The sequence below is a fragment of the Planosporangium mesophilum genome (assembly GCF_016863255.1).
Lineage (GTDB): Bacteria > Actinomycetota > Actinomycetes > Mycobacteriales > Micromonosporaceae > Planosporangium > Planosporangium mesophilum.
Genome location: NZ_BOON01000015.1, coordinates 89,410 through 108,776, shown reverse-complemented (window position 1 = coordinate 108,776; position 19,367 = coordinate 89,410). Strand labels below are relative to the sequence as shown.

At 71.9% G+C, this 19,367-nt stretch carries 20 protein-coding genes; 4 read left to right on the top strand and 16 right to left on the bottom strand.

What is annotated here, in order from left to right; translation table 11 throughout:
• From Pme01_RS08075 to Pme01_RS08045, 7 genes are all read right to left on the bottom strand, one after another.
• The gene (locus Pme01_RS08075) at nucleotides 1-1,020 is read right to left on the bottom strand and encodes a threonine aldolase family protein (RefSeq protein WP_168114965.1); all 1,020 of its coding nucleotides are present in this window, start codon (nucleotides 1,018-1,020) and stop codon (nucleotides 1-3) included.
• Nucleotides 1,013-2,404: a class II 3-deoxy-7-phosphoheptulonate synthase gene (locus tag Pme01_RS08070; RefSeq protein ID WP_168114964.1), complete on the bottom strand. Its 1,392-nt coding sequence runs from the start codon at nucleotides 2,402-2,404 to the stop codon at nucleotides 1,013-1,015. Before Pme01_RS08070 ends, Pme01_RS08075 begins: the two co-directional genes overlap by 8 nt.
• Before the next feature lie 81 nt (nucleotides 2,405-2,485).
• A complete protein-coding gene (locus Pme01_RS08065) occupies nucleotides 2,486-3,460 on the bottom strand; it encodes a magnesium transporter CorA family protein (protein WP_168114963.1) in 975 nt (324 codons plus the stop codon).
• Nucleotides 3,461-3,478: 18 nt separating this feature from the next.
• The gene (locus Pme01_RS08060; protein WP_168114962.1) at nucleotides 3,479-4,555 is read right to left on the bottom strand and encodes an acyl-CoA dehydrogenase family protein; all 1,077 of its coding nucleotides are present in this window, start codon (nucleotides 4,553-4,555) and stop codon (nucleotides 3,479-3,481) included.
• Nucleotides 4,556-4,631: 76 nt separating this feature from the next.
• The gene (locus tag Pme01_RS08055) at nucleotides 4,632-5,810 is read right to left on the bottom strand and encodes an acyl-CoA dehydrogenase family protein (RefSeq protein ID WP_168114961.1); all 1,179 of its coding nucleotides are present in this window, start codon (nucleotides 5,808-5,810) and stop codon (nucleotides 4,632-4,634) included.
• Nucleotides 5,811-5,812: 2 nt separating this feature from the next.
• Nucleotides 5,813-6,562, bottom strand: a complete 750-nt coding sequence (gene fabG, locus Pme01_RS08050) for a 3-oxoacyl-ACP reductase FabG (protein WP_168114960.1) — start codon at nucleotides 6,560-6,562, stop codon at nucleotides 5,813-5,815.
• A gap of 39 nt (nucleotides 6,563-6,601) precedes the next feature.
• Complete coding sequence (locus Pme01_RS08045) at nucleotides 6,602-7,195, bottom strand: TetR/AcrR family transcriptional regulator (protein WP_239088078.1); 594 nt, start codon at nucleotides 7,193-7,195, stop codon at nucleotides 6,602-6,604.
• 26 nt (nucleotides 7,196-7,221) lie between these two features.
• On the opposite strand from Pme01_RS08045, the gene Pme01_RS08040 reads away from it, so the two are divergent.
• Nucleotides 7,222-7,674, top strand: coding sequence for a MaoC family dehydratase (locus tag Pme01_RS08040; protein ID WP_168114958.1), 453 nt, complete (start codon nucleotides 7,222-7,224; stop codon nucleotides 7,672-7,674).
• Nucleotides 7,675-7,750: 76 nt separating this feature from the next.
• Nucleotides 7,751-8,575, top strand: a complete 825-nt coding sequence (locus Pme01_RS08035) for a patatin-like phospholipase family protein (protein WP_168114957.1) — start codon at nucleotides 7,751-7,753, stop codon at nucleotides 8,573-8,575.
• A gap of 54 nt (nucleotides 8,576-8,629) precedes the next feature.
• Here Pme01_RS08035 and Pme01_RS08030 read toward each other — a convergent pair whose 3' ends face one another.
• The 8 genes from Pme01_RS08030 to Pme01_RS07995 all read right to left on the bottom strand — a co-directional run bounded on the left by Pme01_RS08030 (nucleotide 8,630) and on the right by Pme01_RS07995 (nucleotide 16,464).
• Nucleotides 8,630-8,998 carry a PIN domain-containing protein gene (locus Pme01_RS08030; RefSeq protein WP_168114956.1) on the bottom strand — a complete coding sequence of 123 codons (369 nt, stop codon included), beginning with the start codon at nucleotides 8,996-8,998 and terminating at the stop codon, nucleotides 8,630-8,632.
• 53 nt (nucleotides 8,999-9,051) lie between these two features.
• A complete protein-coding gene (locus Pme01_RS08025; protein ID WP_168114955.1) occupies nucleotides 9,052-11,373 on the bottom strand; it encodes an FtsX-like permease family protein in 2,322 nt (773 codons plus the stop codon).
• Nucleotides 11,370-12,059 (bottom strand): ABC transporter ATP-binding protein, encoded by a 690-nt coding sequence (locus tag Pme01_RS08020; RefSeq protein WP_168114954.1) that lies wholly within the window; start codon nucleotides 12,057-12,059, stop codon nucleotides 11,370-11,372. The genes Pme01_RS08025 and Pme01_RS08020 overlap by 4 nt, the downstream gene beginning before the upstream one ends.
• The gene (locus Pme01_RS08015; protein WP_168114953.1) at nucleotides 12,056-12,580 is read right to left on the bottom strand and encodes a PadR family transcriptional regulator; all 525 of its coding nucleotides are present in this window, start codon (nucleotides 12,578-12,580) and stop codon (nucleotides 12,056-12,058) included. Before Pme01_RS08015 ends, Pme01_RS08020 begins: the two co-directional genes overlap by 4 nt.
• A gap of 102 nt (nucleotides 12,581-12,682) precedes the next feature.
• Complete coding sequence (locus Pme01_RS08010) at nucleotides 12,683-13,771, bottom strand: FHA domain-containing protein (protein WP_168114952.1); 1,089 nt, start codon at nucleotides 13,769-13,771, stop codon at nucleotides 12,683-12,685.
• 36 nt (nucleotides 13,772-13,807) lie between these two features.
• Complete coding sequence (proC, locus tag Pme01_RS08005) at nucleotides 13,808-14,614, bottom strand: pyrroline-5-carboxylate reductase (RefSeq protein WP_168114951.1); 807 nt, start codon at nucleotides 14,612-14,614, stop codon at nucleotides 13,808-13,810.
• A gap of 98 nt (nucleotides 14,615-14,712) precedes the next feature.
• Complete coding sequence (locus tag Pme01_RS08000) at nucleotides 14,713-15,738, bottom strand: 6-phosphofructokinase (protein WP_168114950.1); 1,026 nt, start codon at nucleotides 15,736-15,738, stop codon at nucleotides 14,713-14,715.
• A gap of 216 nt (nucleotides 15,739-15,954) precedes the next feature.
• Nucleotides 15,955-16,464 carry a polyadenylate-specific 3'-exoribonuclease AS gene (locus tag Pme01_RS07995; protein ID WP_168114949.1) on the bottom strand — a complete coding sequence of 170 codons (510 nt, stop codon included), beginning with the start codon at nucleotides 16,462-16,464 and terminating at the stop codon, nucleotides 15,955-15,957.
• Between the two features lie 321 nt (nucleotides 16,465-16,785).
• Here Pme01_RS07995 and Pme01_RS07990 point away from each other — a divergent pair, with 321 nt between their 5' ends.
• Nucleotides 16,786-17,478 (top strand): Crp/Fnr family transcriptional regulator, encoded by a 693-nt coding sequence (locus Pme01_RS07990; RefSeq protein WP_168114948.1) that lies wholly within the window; start codon nucleotides 16,786-16,788, stop codon nucleotides 17,476-17,478.
• A gap of 30 nt (nucleotides 17,479-17,508) precedes the next feature.
• Here Pme01_RS07990 and Pme01_RS07985 read toward each other — a convergent pair whose 3' ends face one another.
• Entirely contained in the window at nucleotides 17,509-18,252 is a 744-nt protein-coding gene (locus Pme01_RS07985; protein WP_168114947.1) for a lysophospholipid acyltransferase family protein, read from the bottom strand.
• Nucleotides 18,253-18,464: 212 nt separating this feature from the next.
• On the opposite strand from Pme01_RS07985, the gene Pme01_RS07980 reads away from it, so the two are divergent.
• Nucleotides 18,465-19,367: a DUF308 domain-containing protein gene (locus Pme01_RS07980; RefSeq protein WP_168114946.1), complete on the top strand. Its 903-nt coding sequence runs from the start codon at nucleotides 18,465-18,467 to the stop codon at nucleotides 19,365-19,367.

Sequence of the window (19,367 nt, the reverse complement as noted above, 5' to 3'; positions counted from 1 at the left end):
TCAGGAGAGGATGCGGGTCAGGACGTCGATCGCCTTGACGATGCCGGCGTCGTCGACGTCCAGGTGCGTGACCAGGCGTACCAGGCGCGGGCCCATGACCGACACGAGGACGCCCTCGGCCCTGGCGGCCGCCCCGAGCGAAGGCGCGTCGATCGACGCCTTGGTCAGGTCCAGCGGCACGATGTTCGTCCGTACCGCTTCCGCGTCGACCACCCCGAACGGCGCCAGGGCCGACGCGAGACGGGCAGCACGGGCGTGGTCGTCGCCCAGCCGGGCGATGTGGTGGCGCAGCGCGTACTGGCCGGCGGCGGCCAGTACGCCGGCCTGCCGCATGCCACCGCCCATCCGCTTGCGGATCCAGCGCGCCTTCTCGATCTTCTCGGCGGAGCCGATCACGACCGAGCCGACCGGCGCGCCCAGGCCCTTGGACAGGCAGACCGACAGGGTGTCGAACAGCCGCCCGTACGCGGCGAGCGGCACCTGATCGGCGACGTGGGCGTGCCAGATCCGGGCGCCGTCGCAGTGCAGGGCCAGGCCGGCGTCGTCGGCCACCGACCGCAGCCGCTCCAGCGTGGCCAGCGGGATCACTCCCCCGCCGCCCCGGTTGTGGGTCTGCTCCACCGCGATCGCCCGGGTGGGTACCGCGTGGTACCCCTCGGGCCGGATCATCGCGGCGATCTCGTCCGGGTCGAGGTCGGCCCCGCGCGCCGGCCAGGTACGGCTGGACACGCCGCCGATCGCCGCCGCCGCACCGACCTCGTACGTGACCACGTGCGCGTCGGCGTCGCAGAGCAGCTCCTCGGCCGGCGGCACCACGAGCTGGATCGCGATCTGATTGGCCATCGAGCCGGTCGGGGTGAACAGCGCCGCCTCGTGCCCGAACAGTGCCGCGACCTCGGCCTGCAGCGCGTTGATCGTCGGGTCCTCGCCGTACACGTCGTCGCCGACCTCGGCCGCGGCCATCGCCTCGCGCATGCGCGGGGTCGGCCTGGTGACCGTATCCGAGCGGAGATCAACCACGGAGCATCTCCGCCACGAGGAACGCCAGCTCCAGCGACTGCTGGGTGTTCAGGCGCGGGTCGCAGGCGGTCTCGTACCGGCCCGGCAGGTCCGCGTCCTCGATCGCCTGGGCGCCGCCGAGGCACTCGGTGACGTCCTCGCCGGTCAGCTCGACGTGCAGGCCACCCGGGTGGGTACCCAGGTCGCGGTGCACCGCGAAGTAGCCGAGCACCTCGTCGACGATCCGGTCGAAGTGGCGGGTCTTGTACCCGTTCGACGACTCGATGGTGTTGCCGTGCATCGGGTCGCACTGCCACACCACCCGGGCACCGGAGGCGGTGACCTTCTCGACGATCGCGGGCAGCGCCTCGCGGACCTTGCCGTTGCCCATCCGCGCGATCAGCGTGAGCCGGCCGGGGATGTTGTCGGGGTTGAGCTTCTCGCACAGCTCGATCGCGTAGTCGGGCGAGGTGGTCGGCCCGAGCTTGACGCCGATCGGGTTGGCGATGCGGGAGATGTAGTCGATGTGCGCCCCGTCGAGCTGCCGGGTGCGCTCACCGACCCAGAGGAAGTGCCCGGACAGCCCGTACGCCCGCGGCCCCACGATGCGCGTGAGTGGCCGCTCGTACTCCAGGGCGAGCGCCTCGTGCGAGCAGTACAGCGTGACGCTGCGCAGGGCCTCGTCGTCGTTGACGCCGCAGGCCTTCATGAAGCCCATCGCCCGGTCGATCTCGCGCCCGATCGCCTCGTAGCGCTGGCCGGCCGCGGAGTCGCGCACGAACCCCTTGTTCCAGTCGTGCACGGCGTGCAGGTCGGCCATGCCGCCGCCCAGGTACGCCCGGAGCATGTTCATCGCGCTGGAGGCGTTGGCGTAGGCCCGGATCATGCGCTGCGGGTCGGCTATCCGCGCCTGCGGGTCGGGGTCCAGCGAGTTGATCATGTCGCCGCGGTAGGCCGGCAGCCCGAGAGCGTCGAGGGCCGACGAGCGGGGCTTGGTGTACTGGCCCGCCACCCGGCCCACCTTGACCACCGGCAGGCTCGCCCCGTACGTGAGCACGACCGCCATCTGCAGCAGCGTGCGGGCGTTGGCCAGCAGGTGGCTCTCGGTGTTGTCGGCGAACGTCTCCGCGCAGTCACCGCCCTGGAGCAGAAACGCCTTGCCGTCGGCGACCAGGGCGAGCCGGTCGCGCAGCTGGTCGACCTCGTAGGGGGCGACGATCGGCGGGACGGTGTTGAGCACCGAGGCGACCTCGTCGACGACCGACGGGTCGGGCCACGGCGGGGTCTGTGCGCGCGGAAGCTCGCGCCACCGGTCGAGGCCGAACGCATCGATCTCGTCCTGGGTCAGCGCCTGGTGGCCGATCTCCGGCCCGGGGTAACGGAAGTGGTGCCACTGCTCTGGCATGACGACCAGGGTACTTTCGCCGTCGAGTGGTCCGCTGGAGGAGTGCCATGATCCCGACCGGTGGACACGGGAAATTCGGCTCTACAGCCACTCTTTGCGCTTGAATGTGACGTACAACGCAATCGACAACACGACGGTCACCAGCGTGGAGGTGATGAATCCCCCCGGCCTGCCGAAGCCGGGGTACGGCACGTTCTGGCCGTAGAAGCCGGTCACCGCCGTCGGTACCGCGATGATCGCCGCCCAGCTCGTCACCTGTTTCATGATCAGGTTCATCCGGTTGCCCTGGACGGTGAGGTTCGTCTCCAGGATCGTGGTCACCAGGTCCCGCAGTGACTCGGTCCACTCCGCGGCCCGCAGTACGTGGTCGTACACGTCCTGGTAGTACGGCAGCATCGGCTCGCCGACGACGTGCAGAGTGGGGCGCATCAGCGCGTTGACGACCTCGCGCATCGGCAGCGTGACCCGGCGCAGTACCACCAGGCTGCGGCGCAGCCGGAAGGAGCGCCGCTGCACGGCCCGCACCGACGGCCGGTCGGCGTCGAACAGCAACCCCTCCACGTCCTCCAGGGACTGGTCGAGCTCCTGCACCGCGGCCAGGTGGCCGTCGACGAGGTAGTCCAGCAGTCCGTGCAGCAGGAACGCCACCCCGTACCTGGACAGGTCGGCGTTGTCGTCCCAGCGGGCCACCACCGCGTCCAGGTCGAGGCCGTCGCCGCGCCGGACCGTGATCAGGGTCTGCGCCGTGACGAAGACGCCGATCTCGTCGGTGACGACGCGACCCTCGCGGCCGTCCAGCCGGACCCCGTACGCGGAGATGAACAGGTGGGAGCGGTACCGGTCCAGCTTCGGGCGCTGGCCGAAGTTCAGGGCGTCCTCGACGGCGAGGTGGTGCAGGCCGCACTCCTCACTGATCACATCGAAGTCGGCCTGCGTCGGGTCGACGAGGTCCAGCCATACGACCGCCCGATCGTCTTCCAGGTGGTCGGAGATCTTCTCGACCGGGAAGTCCTCGGCCTCCAGAACGCCGTTGCGGTACAGCCGGGTGCGCGCCATGGTGACCAGGGTAGATACTCAGCCGGGGAGATCGACCAATCCGGCCAGGGTCGCGCGGTGCCGCGCAGGCGTACCGAGAGCGATCGAGTCGCTCTTGGCCCGCTTCAGATACAGGTGCGCCGGGTGCTCCCAGGTCATCGCGATCCCGCCGTGCATCTGGACGCACTCCTCGGCCGCCCGGACCGCGACCGCCGAGCAGTGCGCCTGCGCCAGCGACGCGGCGACGGCCGTGTCGGGGTCGTCGTCGGCCAGGCAGCCCGCGGCGTACCGGGCCACCGCGCGGGCCTGGGTCACCGCGACCCACAGCTCGGCGAGCCGGTGCTTGAGCGCCTGGAACGAGCCGACCGGCCGGCCGAACTGGTGGCGGGTCTTCACGTACTCGACGGTGGTGGTCAGGCACCACTCGGCGAGGCCGAGCTGCTCGCTGGCCAGCAGCACCGCGCCGGCCCGCCAGCCGGCCCGCCACGCCTGACGGGTCGGCTCGCCGGCGGCGAGGCGGCGGGCCGGGGCCGCGTCGAACGTCACGTCGGCAAGGCGCCGGGTCAGATCGAGCGACAGCACCGGGGTACGGGTGGCTGCGGCCGCCTCCACCGCGTAGATCGCGTCGCCGGCGAACACCAGCAGCACGTCGGCGGCGAGCGCGTCGGCGACGCCGGTGACCGTGCCGGTCAGGGTGTCACCGTCGGCTCGCACCGAGACCGGCGGCGTCGCCGTCGGCCCGGTGCCCAGCGGCACGGCGAGCACGACCGTGCGCTGCCCGGCCGCCACCGGCCGGAGCAGCTCGTCGGCCGCGAGGGTCAGCAGCGCCTCGGTGGCCATCGCCGCGCCGAGGTACGGCACCGGCGCGACCGCCCGGCCCAGCTCCTCGGCGACCACGGCCGCCTCCCGCCACGAGGCGCCCGCACCGCCGAACTCCTCGGGTACGGGCAGCGCCGCGACCCCGATGTCGGCGGCGAGGGTACGCCAGAGCGCCTGGTCGTACGGCTCGTCGCTCTCGGTGCGCTTGAGGACTGCGGTCCACGGCGCCCGGTCGGCCAGCACCCGGCGGACGGAGCCGCGCAGCTCCTCCTCGACGTCGCTGTACAGCAAGCTCATCGCGCCGCCTCGCTTCGCTCGGCGCCACGACGAGCCTCGACGACGCTGAGTTCTCTGGTTCGCTCGCTACGCTCGCTCATCGGGGTAGGTCCTTCCACGCGACGTCCTTGTCGACCCGGATCTCCGGCGGCAGGCCGAGCACCCGCTCCGCGATGATGTTCGACAGGATCTCCGAGGTACCGCCCTCGATCGAGTTGCCCTTGGCCCGCAGGTACCGGTACCCGGGTGAGCGCGCGTCCCAGCCGACGCCGGTCGGCCGGCGCATCGTGTAGTCGTCGTAGCGCAGTCCGTCCTCCCCCAGCAGCTCCAGCTCGAAGCCGGAGATCTCCTGGTTGAGCCGGGCGAACGCGTACTTGACCGCCGACCCCTCGAAGCCCGGCTGCCCGGTGGCCAGCTGCTCGCGCAGGCGCTGCGCGGTGAGCCGACCGGCCTCGGCGGAGACCCACAGCTTCATCAGCGCGTCGTGCTGGCCGGGGGTACGCAGCTCGGGCCGCTCCCGCCAGGCCCTCGCCACCACGCCGATGAAGCCGGCCCCGCGCGGGACGGCACCGCCGCCGATCGCGACCCGCTCGTTCATCAGGGTGGTCTGCGCGACCCGCCAGCCCTCGCCGACCTCGCCGAGGCGGTGCGCGTCGGGGATGCGTACGTCGGACAGGAAGACCTCGTTGAACTCGGCCTCGCCGGTGATCTGGCGCAGCGGCCGCACCTCGACGCCGGGGTCGGTCATGTCGCAGACGAAGTACGTGATGCCCTGGTGCTTGGGCAGCGCCGGATCGGTACGGGCGATCAGGATGGCCCACCGCGCCTCGTGCGCCAGCGAGGTCCAGACCTTCTGCCCGTTGACGATCCAGCCGTCACCGTCTCTTGCGGCCCTGGTACCGAGGGCGGCGAGGTCGGAGCCGGCGCCGGGCTCGCTGAAGAGCTGGCACCACACCTCCTCGCCGGTCCACAGCGGGCGCAGCCACCGCCGGCGCTGCTCGTCGGTACCGTGACGCAGGATCGTCGGGGCCGCCATGCCCAGGCCGATGGCGATCCGCATCGGGTCGTTGTCGGGCGCCCCGGCGGCGGCGAACTCGTTGTCCACCACCGGCTGCAGCGAGCGGGGCGCGCCCAGGCCGCCCAGCCCCTCCGGGTAGCTGATCCAGGCCAGGCCCGCGTCGAAGCGGGCCCGCAGGAACTCCAGCCGGTCCATCGTGGCCGGGTCGTGGCGCTGAAGAAAGTCGCGTACCCGCTCGCGCAGCTCGGTGGCGTCCATGGTCAGCTCAGCGGTCCGCCGGCGACGTAGATGACCTGGCCGGACACGAAGCCCGCGCCCTCGCTCGCGAGGAACGAGATGGTGTGCGCGACGTCCTCGGGCCGGCCCACCCGCTGCACCGGGATCTGCTTGGCGGCGCCGGCCTGGAAGTCCTCGAAGCTCACACCGACGCGGGCCGCGGTCGCGGCGGTCATGTCGGTGACGATGAAGCCCGGGGCGACCGCGTTGGCCGTGATACCGAACTTGCCCAGTTCGATCGCGAGGGTCTTGGTGAAGCCCTGCAGGCCGGCCTTGGCCGCCGAGTAGTTGGCCTGGCCCCGGTTGCCCAGCGCGGAGCTGCTGGACAGGTTGATGATGCGGCCCCACTTCTGCTCGGTCATGTACTTCTGGGCCGCCCGGCTCATCAGGAACGCGCCGCGCAGGTGCACGTTCATGACCGTGTCCCAGTCGCTGTCGCTCATCTTGAACAGCAGGTTGTCGCGCAGCACGCCGGCGTTGTTGACCAGCACCGCCGGCGCGCCGAGCTCCTCGGCGATCCGGCTGAGGGCGGCGTCGACGGCCGCGGCGTCGGAGACGTCCGCACCGACCGCGATGGCGCGCCGGCCGGTCTCGGTGATCCGGTCGACGGTGTCCTTGCACGCCGCCTCGTCGAGGTCCAGCACGGCGACGTCGAACCCGTCGGCGGCCAGCCTCTCGGCGGTGGCGGCGCCGATGCCACGGGCGGCACCGGTAACGATCGCGACTCGAGCCATGGTCGGTCCCTTCGAAAGAACATGCACTCGCGGTGCACTCTACTGATCGGTAAATGGCTGTGAAAGTAGTGAGTACAGCATGCGCGCCATCGTCTGGCGGGCGGCCTGGGCCCCAAGGCCGAGGTCGTCGCGCAGCGCCGACCACGCCGGCCAGGTACTCGCCGCGGTCAACGCGTTGAGCAGCTCCTCGGAGCGTGGGCCGGCCGCGGTGAGCTCGGCGGCGAACAGCTGGGCCAGCTCCTCGCGGGCTATCTGGTACTGCCGGGCGCGGTTGGCCCGCAGCTGCGCGGAGAACGGCTCGCGTAGCTGGGCCGCGCGAGCGACCGGCGCCAGGAACTCGAGCACCTGGGCGCGCTGCCGGGCGAGCGCCGCCACCCGCTGCTCCAGCGGGAGCCGGGGGTTGATCCGGCGGGCCAGCTCGGCCTGCTGCTCGAGTTGGCGCTGGCCGGCCGCCGCGTACAGGGTCTCCAGGTCGGCGAAGTTGGTCCACAGCGCGCGCAGCGAGACGCCGGCGCGTTCGGCGATGCGCTCCGCGGTGGGCCGCAGCTCGCCCTCGCCGAGCAGTACCAGGAACGCGTCCACGACGGCGCGGCGGGTACGGACTGCCCGCGCGGTACGGCCGTCGACGTTCACAGCCAAAGAACTTACACTCCGAGTGCATGAGAGAGTTCCCCTCTTTGACTGCCCTTGCCGACTCCGTCGGCCAGCACCTCGGATACAGCGAGTGGCACGAGATCGACCAGAAGCGGATCGATCTGTTCGCCGACGCGACCGGTGACCACCAGTGGATCCACGTCGACCCGGAGCGGGCGGCCAGCGGCCCGTTCAAGCGCACGATTGCCCACGGCTACCTGACCCTGTCGCTGATCCCGATGCTCAACGCCCAGGTGTACCGCGTCAGCGGGGTACGCATGGGGGTCAACTACGGGGTCAACAAGGTTCGCTTCCCCTCGCCGGTACCGGTCGGCAGCCGGGTGCGCGCCGGGGTCGAACTGGTCGAGGTCACGCCGGTCGAGGGCGGGGTCCAGGTGGTCGGCCGGGTCACCATCGAGGCCGAGGGCGGCTCGAAGCCGTGCTGCGTCGCCGAGACGGTCGCGAGGTACTACGCGTGAGCGAGCGCAGCGAGCGAACCAGAAGGCTCAGCGCGCAGGTGCCTCATGCCGTCGCGCAGCGAAGCGGAGCGACGACATGAGCAGCGCCCTTGTGCTCGGCGGCGGTGGGATCACCGGCATCGCGTGGGAGGTCGGCGTCCTGCAGGGGTTGCGCCGGGGCGGGGTCGACCTGACCACCGCCGACCTCGTGGTCGGCACCTCGGCCGGTTCGATCGTCGGCACGATGGTGGCGTCCGGGGTCGACCTGGACGCCGCCGTGAAGATCCAGCGCGAGGAGCAGGAACAGAAGTCGTCCCGCATCGACATCAAATTCGCGATGCGCGCCTTCGCCATCCTGCGCGATCCGTCCCTCGACCCGCTCGAAGCCCGGGCCCGGGTCGGCGCGCTGGCCCTGAGTGTGGACCTGGGCGACCCGGACCGGCAGGTCAAGTGGTTCGCCGCCCGGATGCCGCAGCAGGAGTGGCCGGAGCGGCGCCTGGTCATCACCGGCGTCGACGCCGAGACCGGCGAGTTCGTCACCTGGGATCGCGACTCCGGGGCTCCGCTGGTCCGCGCCGTGGCGGCGAGCTGCGCCGTGCCATGCGTCTTCCCGCCGGTGGAGATCAACGGCCGGCGCTACATCGACGGCGGCGTGCGGTCGGGTACGAACGCCGACCTGGCCGCCGGGTGCGACAAGATCGTGGTCATCGCGCCGATGGCCGACTCGCCGATCGGGGCGCCGCTCACCGAGCTGGACGCGCTGCGTGAGACCGCCAAGGTGGTCGTCGTCAAGCCCGATGCCGGCGCGCTGCGGGCGATCGGGCCGAACGTGCTGGACGCGTCCCGCCGGGTGGCGGCGCTGGAGGCGGGGCTGGCGCAGGGCGCGGCCCTGGCCCGCGAAGGGGCCGTGCAGCTGAGCTGAGCGGCCCGGCCTGCCCAGCCAGCCCGGCAGCCCGGCCGGGCTGCCGCCCGCCGGTCAGCGATGGATACGCAGGGCGCTCGGGCCGACGACCCGGGCGCCCAGCTCGGTCACCCGGTCCCGCAGGCCGCGGTCGGCGGTGACGACGACCCCGCCACCGCTCCCCTCCCGCCTGAGCAGGTCCACAATGGCGTCGTCGCCGGAGCGCTCCGCCGCGACCACCCGTACCCCCGGCACGGGGGGCACCCGGCGGGCGGCACCCTCGACGACGAGGACGAGTTCGTCGTCATCGGTGCCGCCCTCCAGCGCGGCCGGCCCGGCCGAGGCGAGGGCGTCGCGCAGCCGCTCGGCGGCACCGGCCCGATCCCGCCACCAGCCGTCCGGCACGGAGCCGACCACGTTCGCGCCGTCAACGACAATGAGCACGAACCAGTTCTACCCACAATCGGCGAAGAGTGTGCGGGTTCGGTGAACCCCAATCACTCCGTCCGTAGGGCCTCCGGGCGCATCAGCCGCCACAGGGCCGGCAGGCTGAGCGCGGTGACGAGCAGGACGACAGCCGCTGCGACCCCGGCGACCCCGGCCATGCTCGCCCAGTCGAACCGCACCGGCTCACCGATCATCCCGAGCAGAACCGCGCCCAGGCCGGCCCCGGCGACCGCCGCCAGCCCGAGACCGAGCAGTACCGGTACGGCCGTCTGCCACAGCACCGACCAGCCCAGGGTCGCCCGCCGGGTACCGAACGCGACCAGTACCGCGAGCAGCCGGCGCCGCTCCTGCAACTGCTCCAGCATCGAGACCAGCAGGCTCACCCCGATCAGCAGCAGCGTGATCACCAGCCCGACGAACAGACTCTTGCGGATGGTCGTGAACCGGTCGGATTCCCGCGTCGACTGCAGGAGGTTGACATACCCGTCCGGGCTGAGGCGGAACGAGGCGTTGCGGATGTGTTCGTAGACGTCGGGCACTGCCGGGTCGACCCGCATCAGCGTCTGCACGTTGGCCGCCGGCAGGGCCGCCACGCCGGGTGCGCCGGGAGTGGCGAGGACGCCACCGGCCTCTCGGCCGAGGGGGTCCCGCCCGGGCAGGGCCGGCCGCACGGCGGCGGGTACGGTCCACTCGACGTCGCCGATCCGCACGCGCTGGCCGGGGCCCGGCGTGGCGGCGCCCTGCGCGCCGGCCTCGCCCCGCCCGTTCACCACGAAGGCGTCACCGTCGGCACAGTGGTCGATCACGGCGATCTCGGCCAAGGCTCCGCAGCCGCCGATGAGCACGCTGATCACTGGCTGCCCGCTGGCGGACGGCTGCGCCGCCGGGTCCACACCGTAGAACTGGGTGACGGTGAACGCCGAGCGCACGCCCGGGACGGCGCGGAAGGTCGCGGTGATCGTGGCGGCGTCCATCGGGCCGTCGCCCGGCCCGAAGCCCGCCTGGACCTGCGCCCGCGCGGTGTCCTGGCCGGTCTCGACGGTGTTGGCGGCCGCGGCGGCGGAGAAGAGCATCTGCAGCGCGATACCACCGGCGACGGCGACCGCGATCCCACTGACCACCCGGGCTGCGGTCCCGCTGCCCATCTGCAGCCGGCGGGTCGCCAACTGCCAGGCCACCCCGCCGCCCCGCAGCCGGCGCACCACGCCCTCGATCAGCCAGGGCAGCACGGCCACCACACTGATCAGCAGGAGGATGGCACCGGCTGCGACCTGGTACGCGTTCGCGAGCCTCCCGCCCGTGGCCCCGACCTGTCCGATGAGCGGGTACAGCAGCGCCAGGCCGAGAACCGGCAGCATCAGCCGCCACCACAGCCGGCGCCGGGTGGCACCGGCTCGGCGTACGACGCCCAGCGGCTCGATGGCGACGCGCCGCAGGGCCAGCAGGGTGATCCCGACGGCCGCCGCCGGGACCGCCAGCGCGACGAGGGCGGCGAACACCGGATCGGGGCTCACGTCCGAGGTGAACACGGTGATACCGCCCACCGTGATCCGCTCGACGAACTGGATCCCGACTCCGAAGAACACGGCGCCGGTCAGGACGCCCAGGACGGCGCTGTTCAGTGCCTCCCCGGCCGCGATCCGCCGCGCCATCCGGCTGTCCGCGCCCACCAGCCGGATCGCCGCGAGCCGCCGGTCGCGATGCTCGTCGCCGAAGCGGATCGCCGCGGCGATGAACACCCCGATGGGCAGCAGCAGGACGACGAAGATGATGACGACCAGGAGGGCGAGCATCGGGCTCAGCTCCTCCGGGCCGCCGCCCGGGTTACCGAAGCGGTCGATGCGGTACACGTCCTCCCGGCCCGCGATCCGATCACTGCCGGCGTAGAAGACGTACTCGTCGGGGCCGATGAGGCCGTCGGCGCCGATGGACCCCACCATCCGGTACGGCAGCCTCGGTGCGAGCAGTGCACCGTCCGGTGTGGCCAGCAGCCGGGCCAGGGCCGGGGACGCGACCATCTCTCCGGGCCGCGGCAGCCGGTCGACGCCCGGCGGCACCGGCGCGCCGGGGCCGTCGGGCTGGAGCTCCAACCCGTACACCGAGGAATTGCGGAACCAGGTTTCGTACCGCCGTACCGTCAGGGTCCGGTCGCTCTTGGCCAGGGGGGCTCCAATACTCGCCGAGAAGTCGCGCGCCGCGCCCCGGTCGTGCCGGCCCTGGAACATCGCGGGGACGGACGCCGCCGTCAGCAGCATCGCCACGCCGAGCCCCACCCCGACCGCGGTCATCGCCGTCCGGATCCAGCCGTCCCGGCCACCGGCCCAGCCCAACCGCGCCCCGAAGATCAGGTCGGCGGTCCATCGCCCGGTCACGCGACGAGCTCCGCGTCGCGGGTACGGCCGTCCCGGACCACGACCTCGCGGTCGGAGTACGCGGCCACCCTCGTCTCGTGGGTGACCAGGACGACGGCCGTGTCCGATTCGCGCGCCGCCTGGGTGAGCAGGCGCATCACACGCTCGCCGTTGAGCGAGTCGAGCGCCCCGGTCGGCTCGTCGGCGAACAGCACGCGCGGCCGGTTGACCAGCGCCCGGGCCACCGCGACCCGCTGGCCCTGGCCTCCGGAGACCTCGCCCGGCCGCTGGTGCGCGATGTCGGCGACCTCCAGCCGGTCCAGCCATCCGGCCGCCCGGCGTTCGGCCTCGCGGCGTTTCACGCCGTCCAGCCGCAGCGGCAGCGCGACGTTCTCGAGGCAGGTCAGTTCCGGTACGAGCTGGCCGAACTGGAACACGAACCCGAACTCGCGGCGCCGCAGCGCGCTGCGCTCGACGTCCGACATCGCGTTCAGCTCGCGGCCGTCGTAGCTGATCCGCCCCGAGTCAGGCGGCACGATCCCGGCTGCGCAGTGCAGGAGCGTCGACTTGCCCGACCCGGACGGTCCCATGACGGCCACGATCTCGCCGGCCCGTACGTGGATCGAGGCCCCGTCGAGGGCGGCGGTGGGGCCGTACGACTTGTGCAGATCACGGCCGACGAGCAGGGGCACACCTCTGTCGTTCATCGGCGCACCTTCCCGGCGAGGTCGTCGAGGCGGGCGGCGGTCAGCTCCAGCCAACGCAGGTCGGCTTCCAGGTGGAACAGTCCGTAGTCGCAGATGAGCTGGTCGGCGAGGTCCCCGTCGGTCTTGCGCCGGGTGAGCTCACGCATCAGGCGCAGGTGCTCGCTCCGCTGGCTGTCGAGGATGTCCGCGGCGCCGCGTCCGGTCAGCAGCGCGAGCACGACCTTCATGTACAGCGTGTTCTGCAGATGCAGGTCCGGTTTCTCCGGCTGCCCGAGCCACCGCTCCACGTCGGTGACACCGGCCGCGGTGATCGCGTAGCGCTTGCGCTCCGGGCCATCGCCCGGTTCGACGCTGTCGACCTCGACGAGGCCGTTCTTCAGCAGCCGTGACAGCGTCGCGTAGACCTGCCCGTAGTGCAGCGGACGGCCCTGGCCGAACCGCTCGTCGTAGGCCCGCTTGAGGTCGTACCCGTGGCGGGGTTGGGACTCCAGCAGTCCCAGGAACGCCTGACCGATTGACATGACTGGCACTATACACACCAGGTATACACACGGGGGTATACCTACGCGCGAAGACCCCTGCGGGAGGTCCTCCCGCAGGGGTTTTCGCGGATCGTGAAGGGATTACGGGCGCGGCAGGCGCATCGCCATGGTCGGTGCGTCGCCCATGACGGAGCTCTGCTGCGCCGCGGCGCTGGACGCGCTCTGGCGGTCGGCCCGGCACACCTCGACCCCCTCGTGCAGCTGCACCAGGTCCCACTCCCCCAGCACGTACGGCTGCTCGAGAGAGAGCCCGACCGGGCGCGTCGCGTCACGGGGGCCGGGCCGGCTCAGCACGACCGTGCCGTTGGTGCTCAGGTCGGTCACCTGAAGGTCATTGCCCCGCAGCTCCAGGCGCAGGTGACTGCGGCTGACCCGGCGCACGGCCTCCTCGTCGAGGTACGGCCCGAGCACCACACCCTGGTCGGGCGCGCGACCGACGACCACCGGACGCCCGTCGCTCACCACGAACCGCTCCCGCACCGCGCCGTCGACCCGGGCGATCATCGGTACCGCGACCGGCTGCGGCCCGGCGTCGACCAGCCGCTCGCCGTGGCGCGGGCAGAGCGGCTGGCCCCGTACCAGCCGCGGCGGCGGCTGGCCGCCGTCGCGGGCCGCTCCGCCGGAGAACGGGCCCGCGGTCGAGCCGAAGCTCGCGCAGTCGGGCACGGGGCACTGCCACCGACGCCCGAGCACGGTGTGGCGCTGCGGGGCCGTACCGGAACCGCCCTCCAGCGCCGCACCGCCCGCCGCGGCGACCGGGGCGTACCGCAGACCGCTGTACCCGGGCAGCGGCGACCGGCTGATCACGGGCTGGCCGATCAGAGCGGCGACCTCGCACACCCGGGCCAGGGCCGGCACCTCGGCCGGCACGACCTCGGCGAGCCCGTCGTCGGACCAGCGGCGGATCACCATCCGCTCGTTGGAGGTGAGGTCCGTGTCGGAGAGCAGGCCACGGGAGGCGACCGGGTACAGCGCCACGCCGTCGTCGCCCAGTTGCCGGCTCAGGGCGTCGATCACCATGCCGACCCGGATCAGCTGGGCCGGCCGGCCACCGTCGAGGTCGGCGAACCGTACCGCCTCACCGAGGTCGACGACGGCGCCGGTCTTCAACGGGTCGGTACTGAGTCTGCGCTCGATGGCGTCCAGCGCGCGCGTTACTTCGAATCGCACGCGAAGTAGGCTACCGGTCCCCTGGTCGCCCGGGGGTCAGACGTTCTGGTCGGCGATCTCACGCGCCCGGTCACGGGCGGCCTCGAGCGCCGCGAGCAGCGCCGCGCGTACCCCGTGGTTCTCCAGCTCCCGGATGGCGTTGATCGTCGTACCCGCCGGCGAGGTCACCGCCTCGCGCAGCGTGACCGGGTGTTCGCCGGAGTCGCGCAGCATGATCGCCGAACCGATCGCGGTCTGCACGATCAGATCGTGCGCCACCTGCCGGGGCAGGCCGAGCAGGATCCCGGCGTCGGTCATCGCCTCGACCAGGTAGTAGAAGTACGCCGGCCCCGAGCCGGAGAGCGCGGTGACCGCGTCCTGCTGCGACTCCGGTACCCGGATCGTGCGCCCCAGCGGCCGGAACATCTCCTCGGCCAGGACGAGGTGCGCAGCCGAAGCGTGGGCGCCCGCGGAGATCGCGGTCATCGCCTCGTCGACCAGGGCCGGGGTGTTGGTCATGACCCGTACGACCGGGGTGCCCGCCGGCAGCCACTTGGCGAAGAACGAGGTGGGCAGGCCGGCGCAGAGGCTCACGACGAGCTTCTCGGCCGGGATCCGCGGCCCGAGGTCGACCATCAGGGCCTCGGCGTCCTGCGGCTTGACGGCGATCGCCAGGACGTCCGCCCGGGCCACGGCGGTGGCGTTGTCGACGACCTCGACGCCGTACCGCCCGGTCAGCTCCGCCGCCCGCTCGGCGCGCCGGGCCGTGACGAGCAGCCGCTCGACCGGCCAGCCCGCGCGCAGCAGCCCGGACAGGAGCACCTCACCGATCTTGCCGGCGCCGATCACCGCGATGGTGTGCATGCCAACCCCTTTCCAGGGTCGTCTGCTCCGGAGCGAGCGCCCCGGAGCAGACGACCGGATGTACTCAGCCGCCGCGGCTCGCGACGACCCGAGATCTACTAGCCGAAGAAGACCTCGGCCTCGGTGTACCGCTCGACCGGTACCGTCTTCAGCTCCCGCGTCGCCTCGGCCAGCGGCACCCGCACGATGTCGGTGCCGCGCAGCGCCACCATCGTGCCGAAGTCGCCGTCGTGGGCGGCGTCGATCGCGTGCAGGCCGAACCGGGTCGCGAGGACCCGGTCGAACGCGGTGGGCGTGCCGCCGCGCTGGATGTGCCCGAGCACGACGGTACGGGCCTCCTTGCCGGTACGCTCCTCGATCTCGCCGGCCAGCCACTGACCGATGCCGCCGAGCCGGACGTGCCCGAAGGCGTCCTTCTCCTGGTTCTGCAGGACCATCTGACCCTCCAGCGGCATCGCGCCCTCCGAGACGACGATGATCGGGGAGTACTGCGTCTGGAACCGCTTCTCCACGTACGCGGCGACCTGGTCGATGTCGAAGTTGCGCTCCGGGAGCAGGATCACGTTGGCGCCGCCGGCCAGCCCGGCGTGCAGGGCGATCCAGCCGGCGTGCCGGCCCATCACCTCGACGACCAGGGTCCGGTGGTGACTCTCGGCCGTGGTGTGCAGTCGGTCGATCGCCTCCATGGCGATGTTGACGGCGGTGTCGAAGCCGAACGTGTAGTCGGTCGCGCCGAGGTCGTTGTCGATGGTCTTCGGTACGCCGACGACATTGACCCCCAGCTCGTCGAGCTTGGTGGCGACGCCGAGGGTGTCCTCGCCGCCGATGGCGATGAGCGCGTCGATGCCGTGGTCGGCCAGGTTGGCCTTGATCCGCTCGACGCCACCTTCGATCTTGAATGGATTGGTACGCGAGGAGCCCAGAATGGTCCCGCCGCGGGGCAGGATGCCACGCACCTCGGGGATGCCGAGCGGGCGGGTCAGCCCCTCGAGGGGCCCGCGCCAGCCGTCGCGGAACCCGACAAACTCGTGGCCGTACGTTGAGACGCCCTTGCGGACCACGGCGCGGATGACCGCGTTGAGGCCGGGGCAGTCACCGCCACCGGTGAGCACGCCGATACGCATAACCTGGTCGTCCTTCCCAATTGTTTGCGCGTAAACGACAGGCGGGCCCCGTGGGCGCAGGCCGGACGGATGGGACGAAGATCCGGCCCCGCGTTCGGCATCGTTGCCGGCCCGGGGCGGGCCGCAACTGCGCACTGTAGTCGCCTACGGGAGCGAGGACGTAGCGACGCCGCGATGGAGTTCGATGATGTCGGACGCGCTCCCAGCCGGGATCCGTTATGCACCGCCCCGGCCGATCGGCCCCATCGCCTGCCAGCGGGCCAGGTTGTGCCGGGCGTCGACCAGCGCGTCATGGCGGTCGGCCATGGTGGGCAGCGGCGGGCGGCCGTGGTCGTCCCACAACTGCCGGAGATCCTTCGTGAACCGGGGAAGCTCCCGGGGCAGCGCGGTCATCGGCCCCCAGAGCTGGGCCAGCGCCACGTGGTCGTACGCGGCGTACCAGGCCCACAGCTCGATCTCGTCGGCGTCACCGGTTCGCAGCGGCTCGGTCAGGAACTCGTACAGGTCGTCGCGGATCCGCTCGCGCGAGCGCCATGCCCGGTCGGCCGGCGAGGGCAGCTTGTCGAGCACGTTCCGGCGCACCCACGGGATCGCCCGTGAGTCGTCGAACTCGGTCGACACGGCGTAGAACTCCCGGCCGCGCTCGTCGACCACCCCGATGGAGACGAGGTCGATCGTGCGCCCGTCCTCGATGAACTCGCAGTCGTAGAAGTAGCGGTACGGCATCGCTCCCATCCTCCACCGTCCCGCCGCCCGCCCTCACGCCGGGGCGGGGTGGGGCCGGCCGGACAGCTCGGGACCGGAGAGACGGTCCACTTGCGACAGCCGGAACTTGCACCGACGGCGGTCGATCGGTACACATAAGCCCGTAGCGCGTTTGTGCAACTGATCGTGATCGCCGGCATACCGTCCTTCGCCATCCGTGCTGGGAGCGCTAACCTGCGACGATCCAGAGTCGGACGATCGACGTCCGGGGGTGTACACAGCGCAACCGGGCCGTCATGATCTGGGGTAACTGTCGGGTTCCTACCGGGGAGGGGTTGGACCGTGGAGGTTCGGCTACCGGATCCCGGCGACGCGTTGACCGGTGTGGAGATGTTCGCAGCCCTCGAGCCGGAGGTCCGCCAGCGCGTCATCGCCGCCGCCGTTCCGCGGACCTATCGCAAGGGTCAGCTGCTGTTCGTCGAGAATGACCCTGGCGAGTCGGTCATCGTGGTCCGGCGCGGCGCGGTCATGGTCTTCCGTACCGCGCCGACCGGCGAGCGGGCCGTGCTCTCGGTCGTCCGGCCGCCGGACGTGCTCGGCGAGGTGTCACTTCTGGACGGGTCGCCCCGTTCCGCGTCCGCCGAGGCGATCGAGGACTGCCAGGCGCTCGCCCTGTCCCGGGGCGCGTTCCTGGAGCTGGTACACGCCAACCCGCGGATCCTGGATGCGGTGATGCGCTCGCTGGGCGGCCTGATCCGGCGGCTGACCGAGCAGAACACCGACCACGTGTTCCTCGACCTCCCCGGCCGGGTGGCCAAGACGCTGGTCCGCCTGGCCGGCGACACGGGTGCGCCGATGGTGACGATCGAGCTGAACCAGAGCCAGCTGGCCGAGATGGCCGGCGGCTCCCGGCAGAGCGTCAACCAGGCGATCGGATCCTTCGCCAGCCGGGGCTGGCTGCGTACCGAGGGCAGGCGCATCGTCGTCACCGACCTCGGGGCGCTGCGGCGCCGGGCCGGCATGACCGAGCGCTGACCACCGGGCGCTCGGTCGCACCGGGTACCGCTACGCGGCGACGGCCGAGGAGGACTGCGACGGCTCCGACGGCTCCGCCGGATTGGACCGGCCCGACTTGGCCTGGCCGGACTTGACCTTCTGGGCGTACACGTCGACGTACTCCCGGCCGGAGAGCTCCATCAGCTCGTACATGATCTCGTCGGTCACGGCACGCTCGATGAACCGGTCACCGGCCATCCCCCGGTACCGGGAGAAGTCCATCGGCGGACCGAACCGGATCCGTACCCGCTTGATCTTGGGAAGGAGCTTGCCCGGCGGCTGGACGACGTCGGAGTTGAGCATCACGACCGGGATGACGGGCGCTCCACTTTCGAGCGCGAGCCGCGCCACGCCCGTCTTGCCCCGGTAGAGCCGCCCGTCGGGCGACCGGGTGCCCTCGGGGTAGATCCCGAAGATGTGCCCCTCCCGGAGCACCCGCAGGCCGGTGTCGATCGCCGCCTGGGCCGCCCGGCCGCCCGAGCGATCGACCGGGATCGTGCCGGTACCGACGAAGAACATCTTCGTCAGCCAGCCCTTGAGCCCTCGGCCGGTGAAGTACTCCTGCTTCGCCACGAACGTGACCCGCCGCTTGACCATCAGCGGCATGAAGATCGAATCCGAGAAGGAGAGGTGGTTGCTGGCGAGGATCGCCGGGCCTGTGGCAGGCACGTACTCGCGACCCTCGACCTTAGGCCAGAAGATCAACCGCAGCCATGGGCCGAGGATGAGGTACTTGAGCAGCGAGTAGACCACACCCGTCCTTCCAAATACACCGTTTTGGTGTCCGTCCGGTGTACGACCATCCGCCGGCCGCATCCGTCTGTTTGCTGTTGAGCGTACGAACCCAGTACCTCACACCACAACGCACTCCCCGAACAGTGGGCAACCGTGTCAGGATTTCGGTCAGCGGTCACCCGCGGCGTACCCGTCGTCGTGGCGCGGTCCGCGACAGGAGGGCAGAGCCGGTGCCAGCGGGTGGCTTCCGGCGCGGAAGGCGCGACAACGGGCTCAGCGCGGCCGAATATGCCGCAGTGGGCGACGTCGATCCGCGCGTGGGCGAACATTTGCTCGACGTGCTGGCCGGCGAGGGCATAGCGGCGTACCTGCTGCCAGCCACCGACCTGCACCCGGTCACCCGGACGACGACCTTGCCGACCCGTCCGATCGACCGGTTGTACGCGGATCGGGAGCATCTGGGCACCGCACGCGAGTACCTCGCGCAACTGCGCGCCGACGAGGGCGCGGGCGCAGGCGGGGCCGCCGTCGGCCAGTCGGCGACCGGCGACCAGGCCGTCTCGCCGTCCGGTTCACCGGTCGCCGACGCGGACGGGAAGGTCGACGTCGAGGCGGCCTGGGCGCGCATCGTCGCCGGGTACGACGCGACGTTCGACGACACCGCGCCGCCCTGGCCGGCGGCGGAGAACATCTCCGAGCGAGCCCTCGACGACACCGACCCCGACCTGGGCCACCGACTGGACCTGGAGACCGACGAGGTCGAGGCGCGCGACAGCGCCGCCGACCGGAGCGAGCGGGCGCCCGACCGGCCGGCCACCCGCTCCCCCGACGAACCGACGCTGCTCGACGCGCTCGACACGTTCGGCGCCCACCTGCCCGACAGCGACGAGGGCTACACGCCCCCGCCCCCGCCTCCGGTGCCCAGGCCACCCGCGCCGGTGGTGCTCGCGCTGGCCGGGATCGCGGGCGGGCTGCTGCTGTTCTTCAAGCCCGACGTGCTGCCGATCGACGCCGACGTCGCGATGCTGCTCGGCTTCGGCGCGCTGCTGGCCGGCGTGATCACGTTGATCTGGCGGCTGCGCCCCGGCGACGAGTCCGACGACGGGTCGGACGACGACGGGGCCATCGTCTGA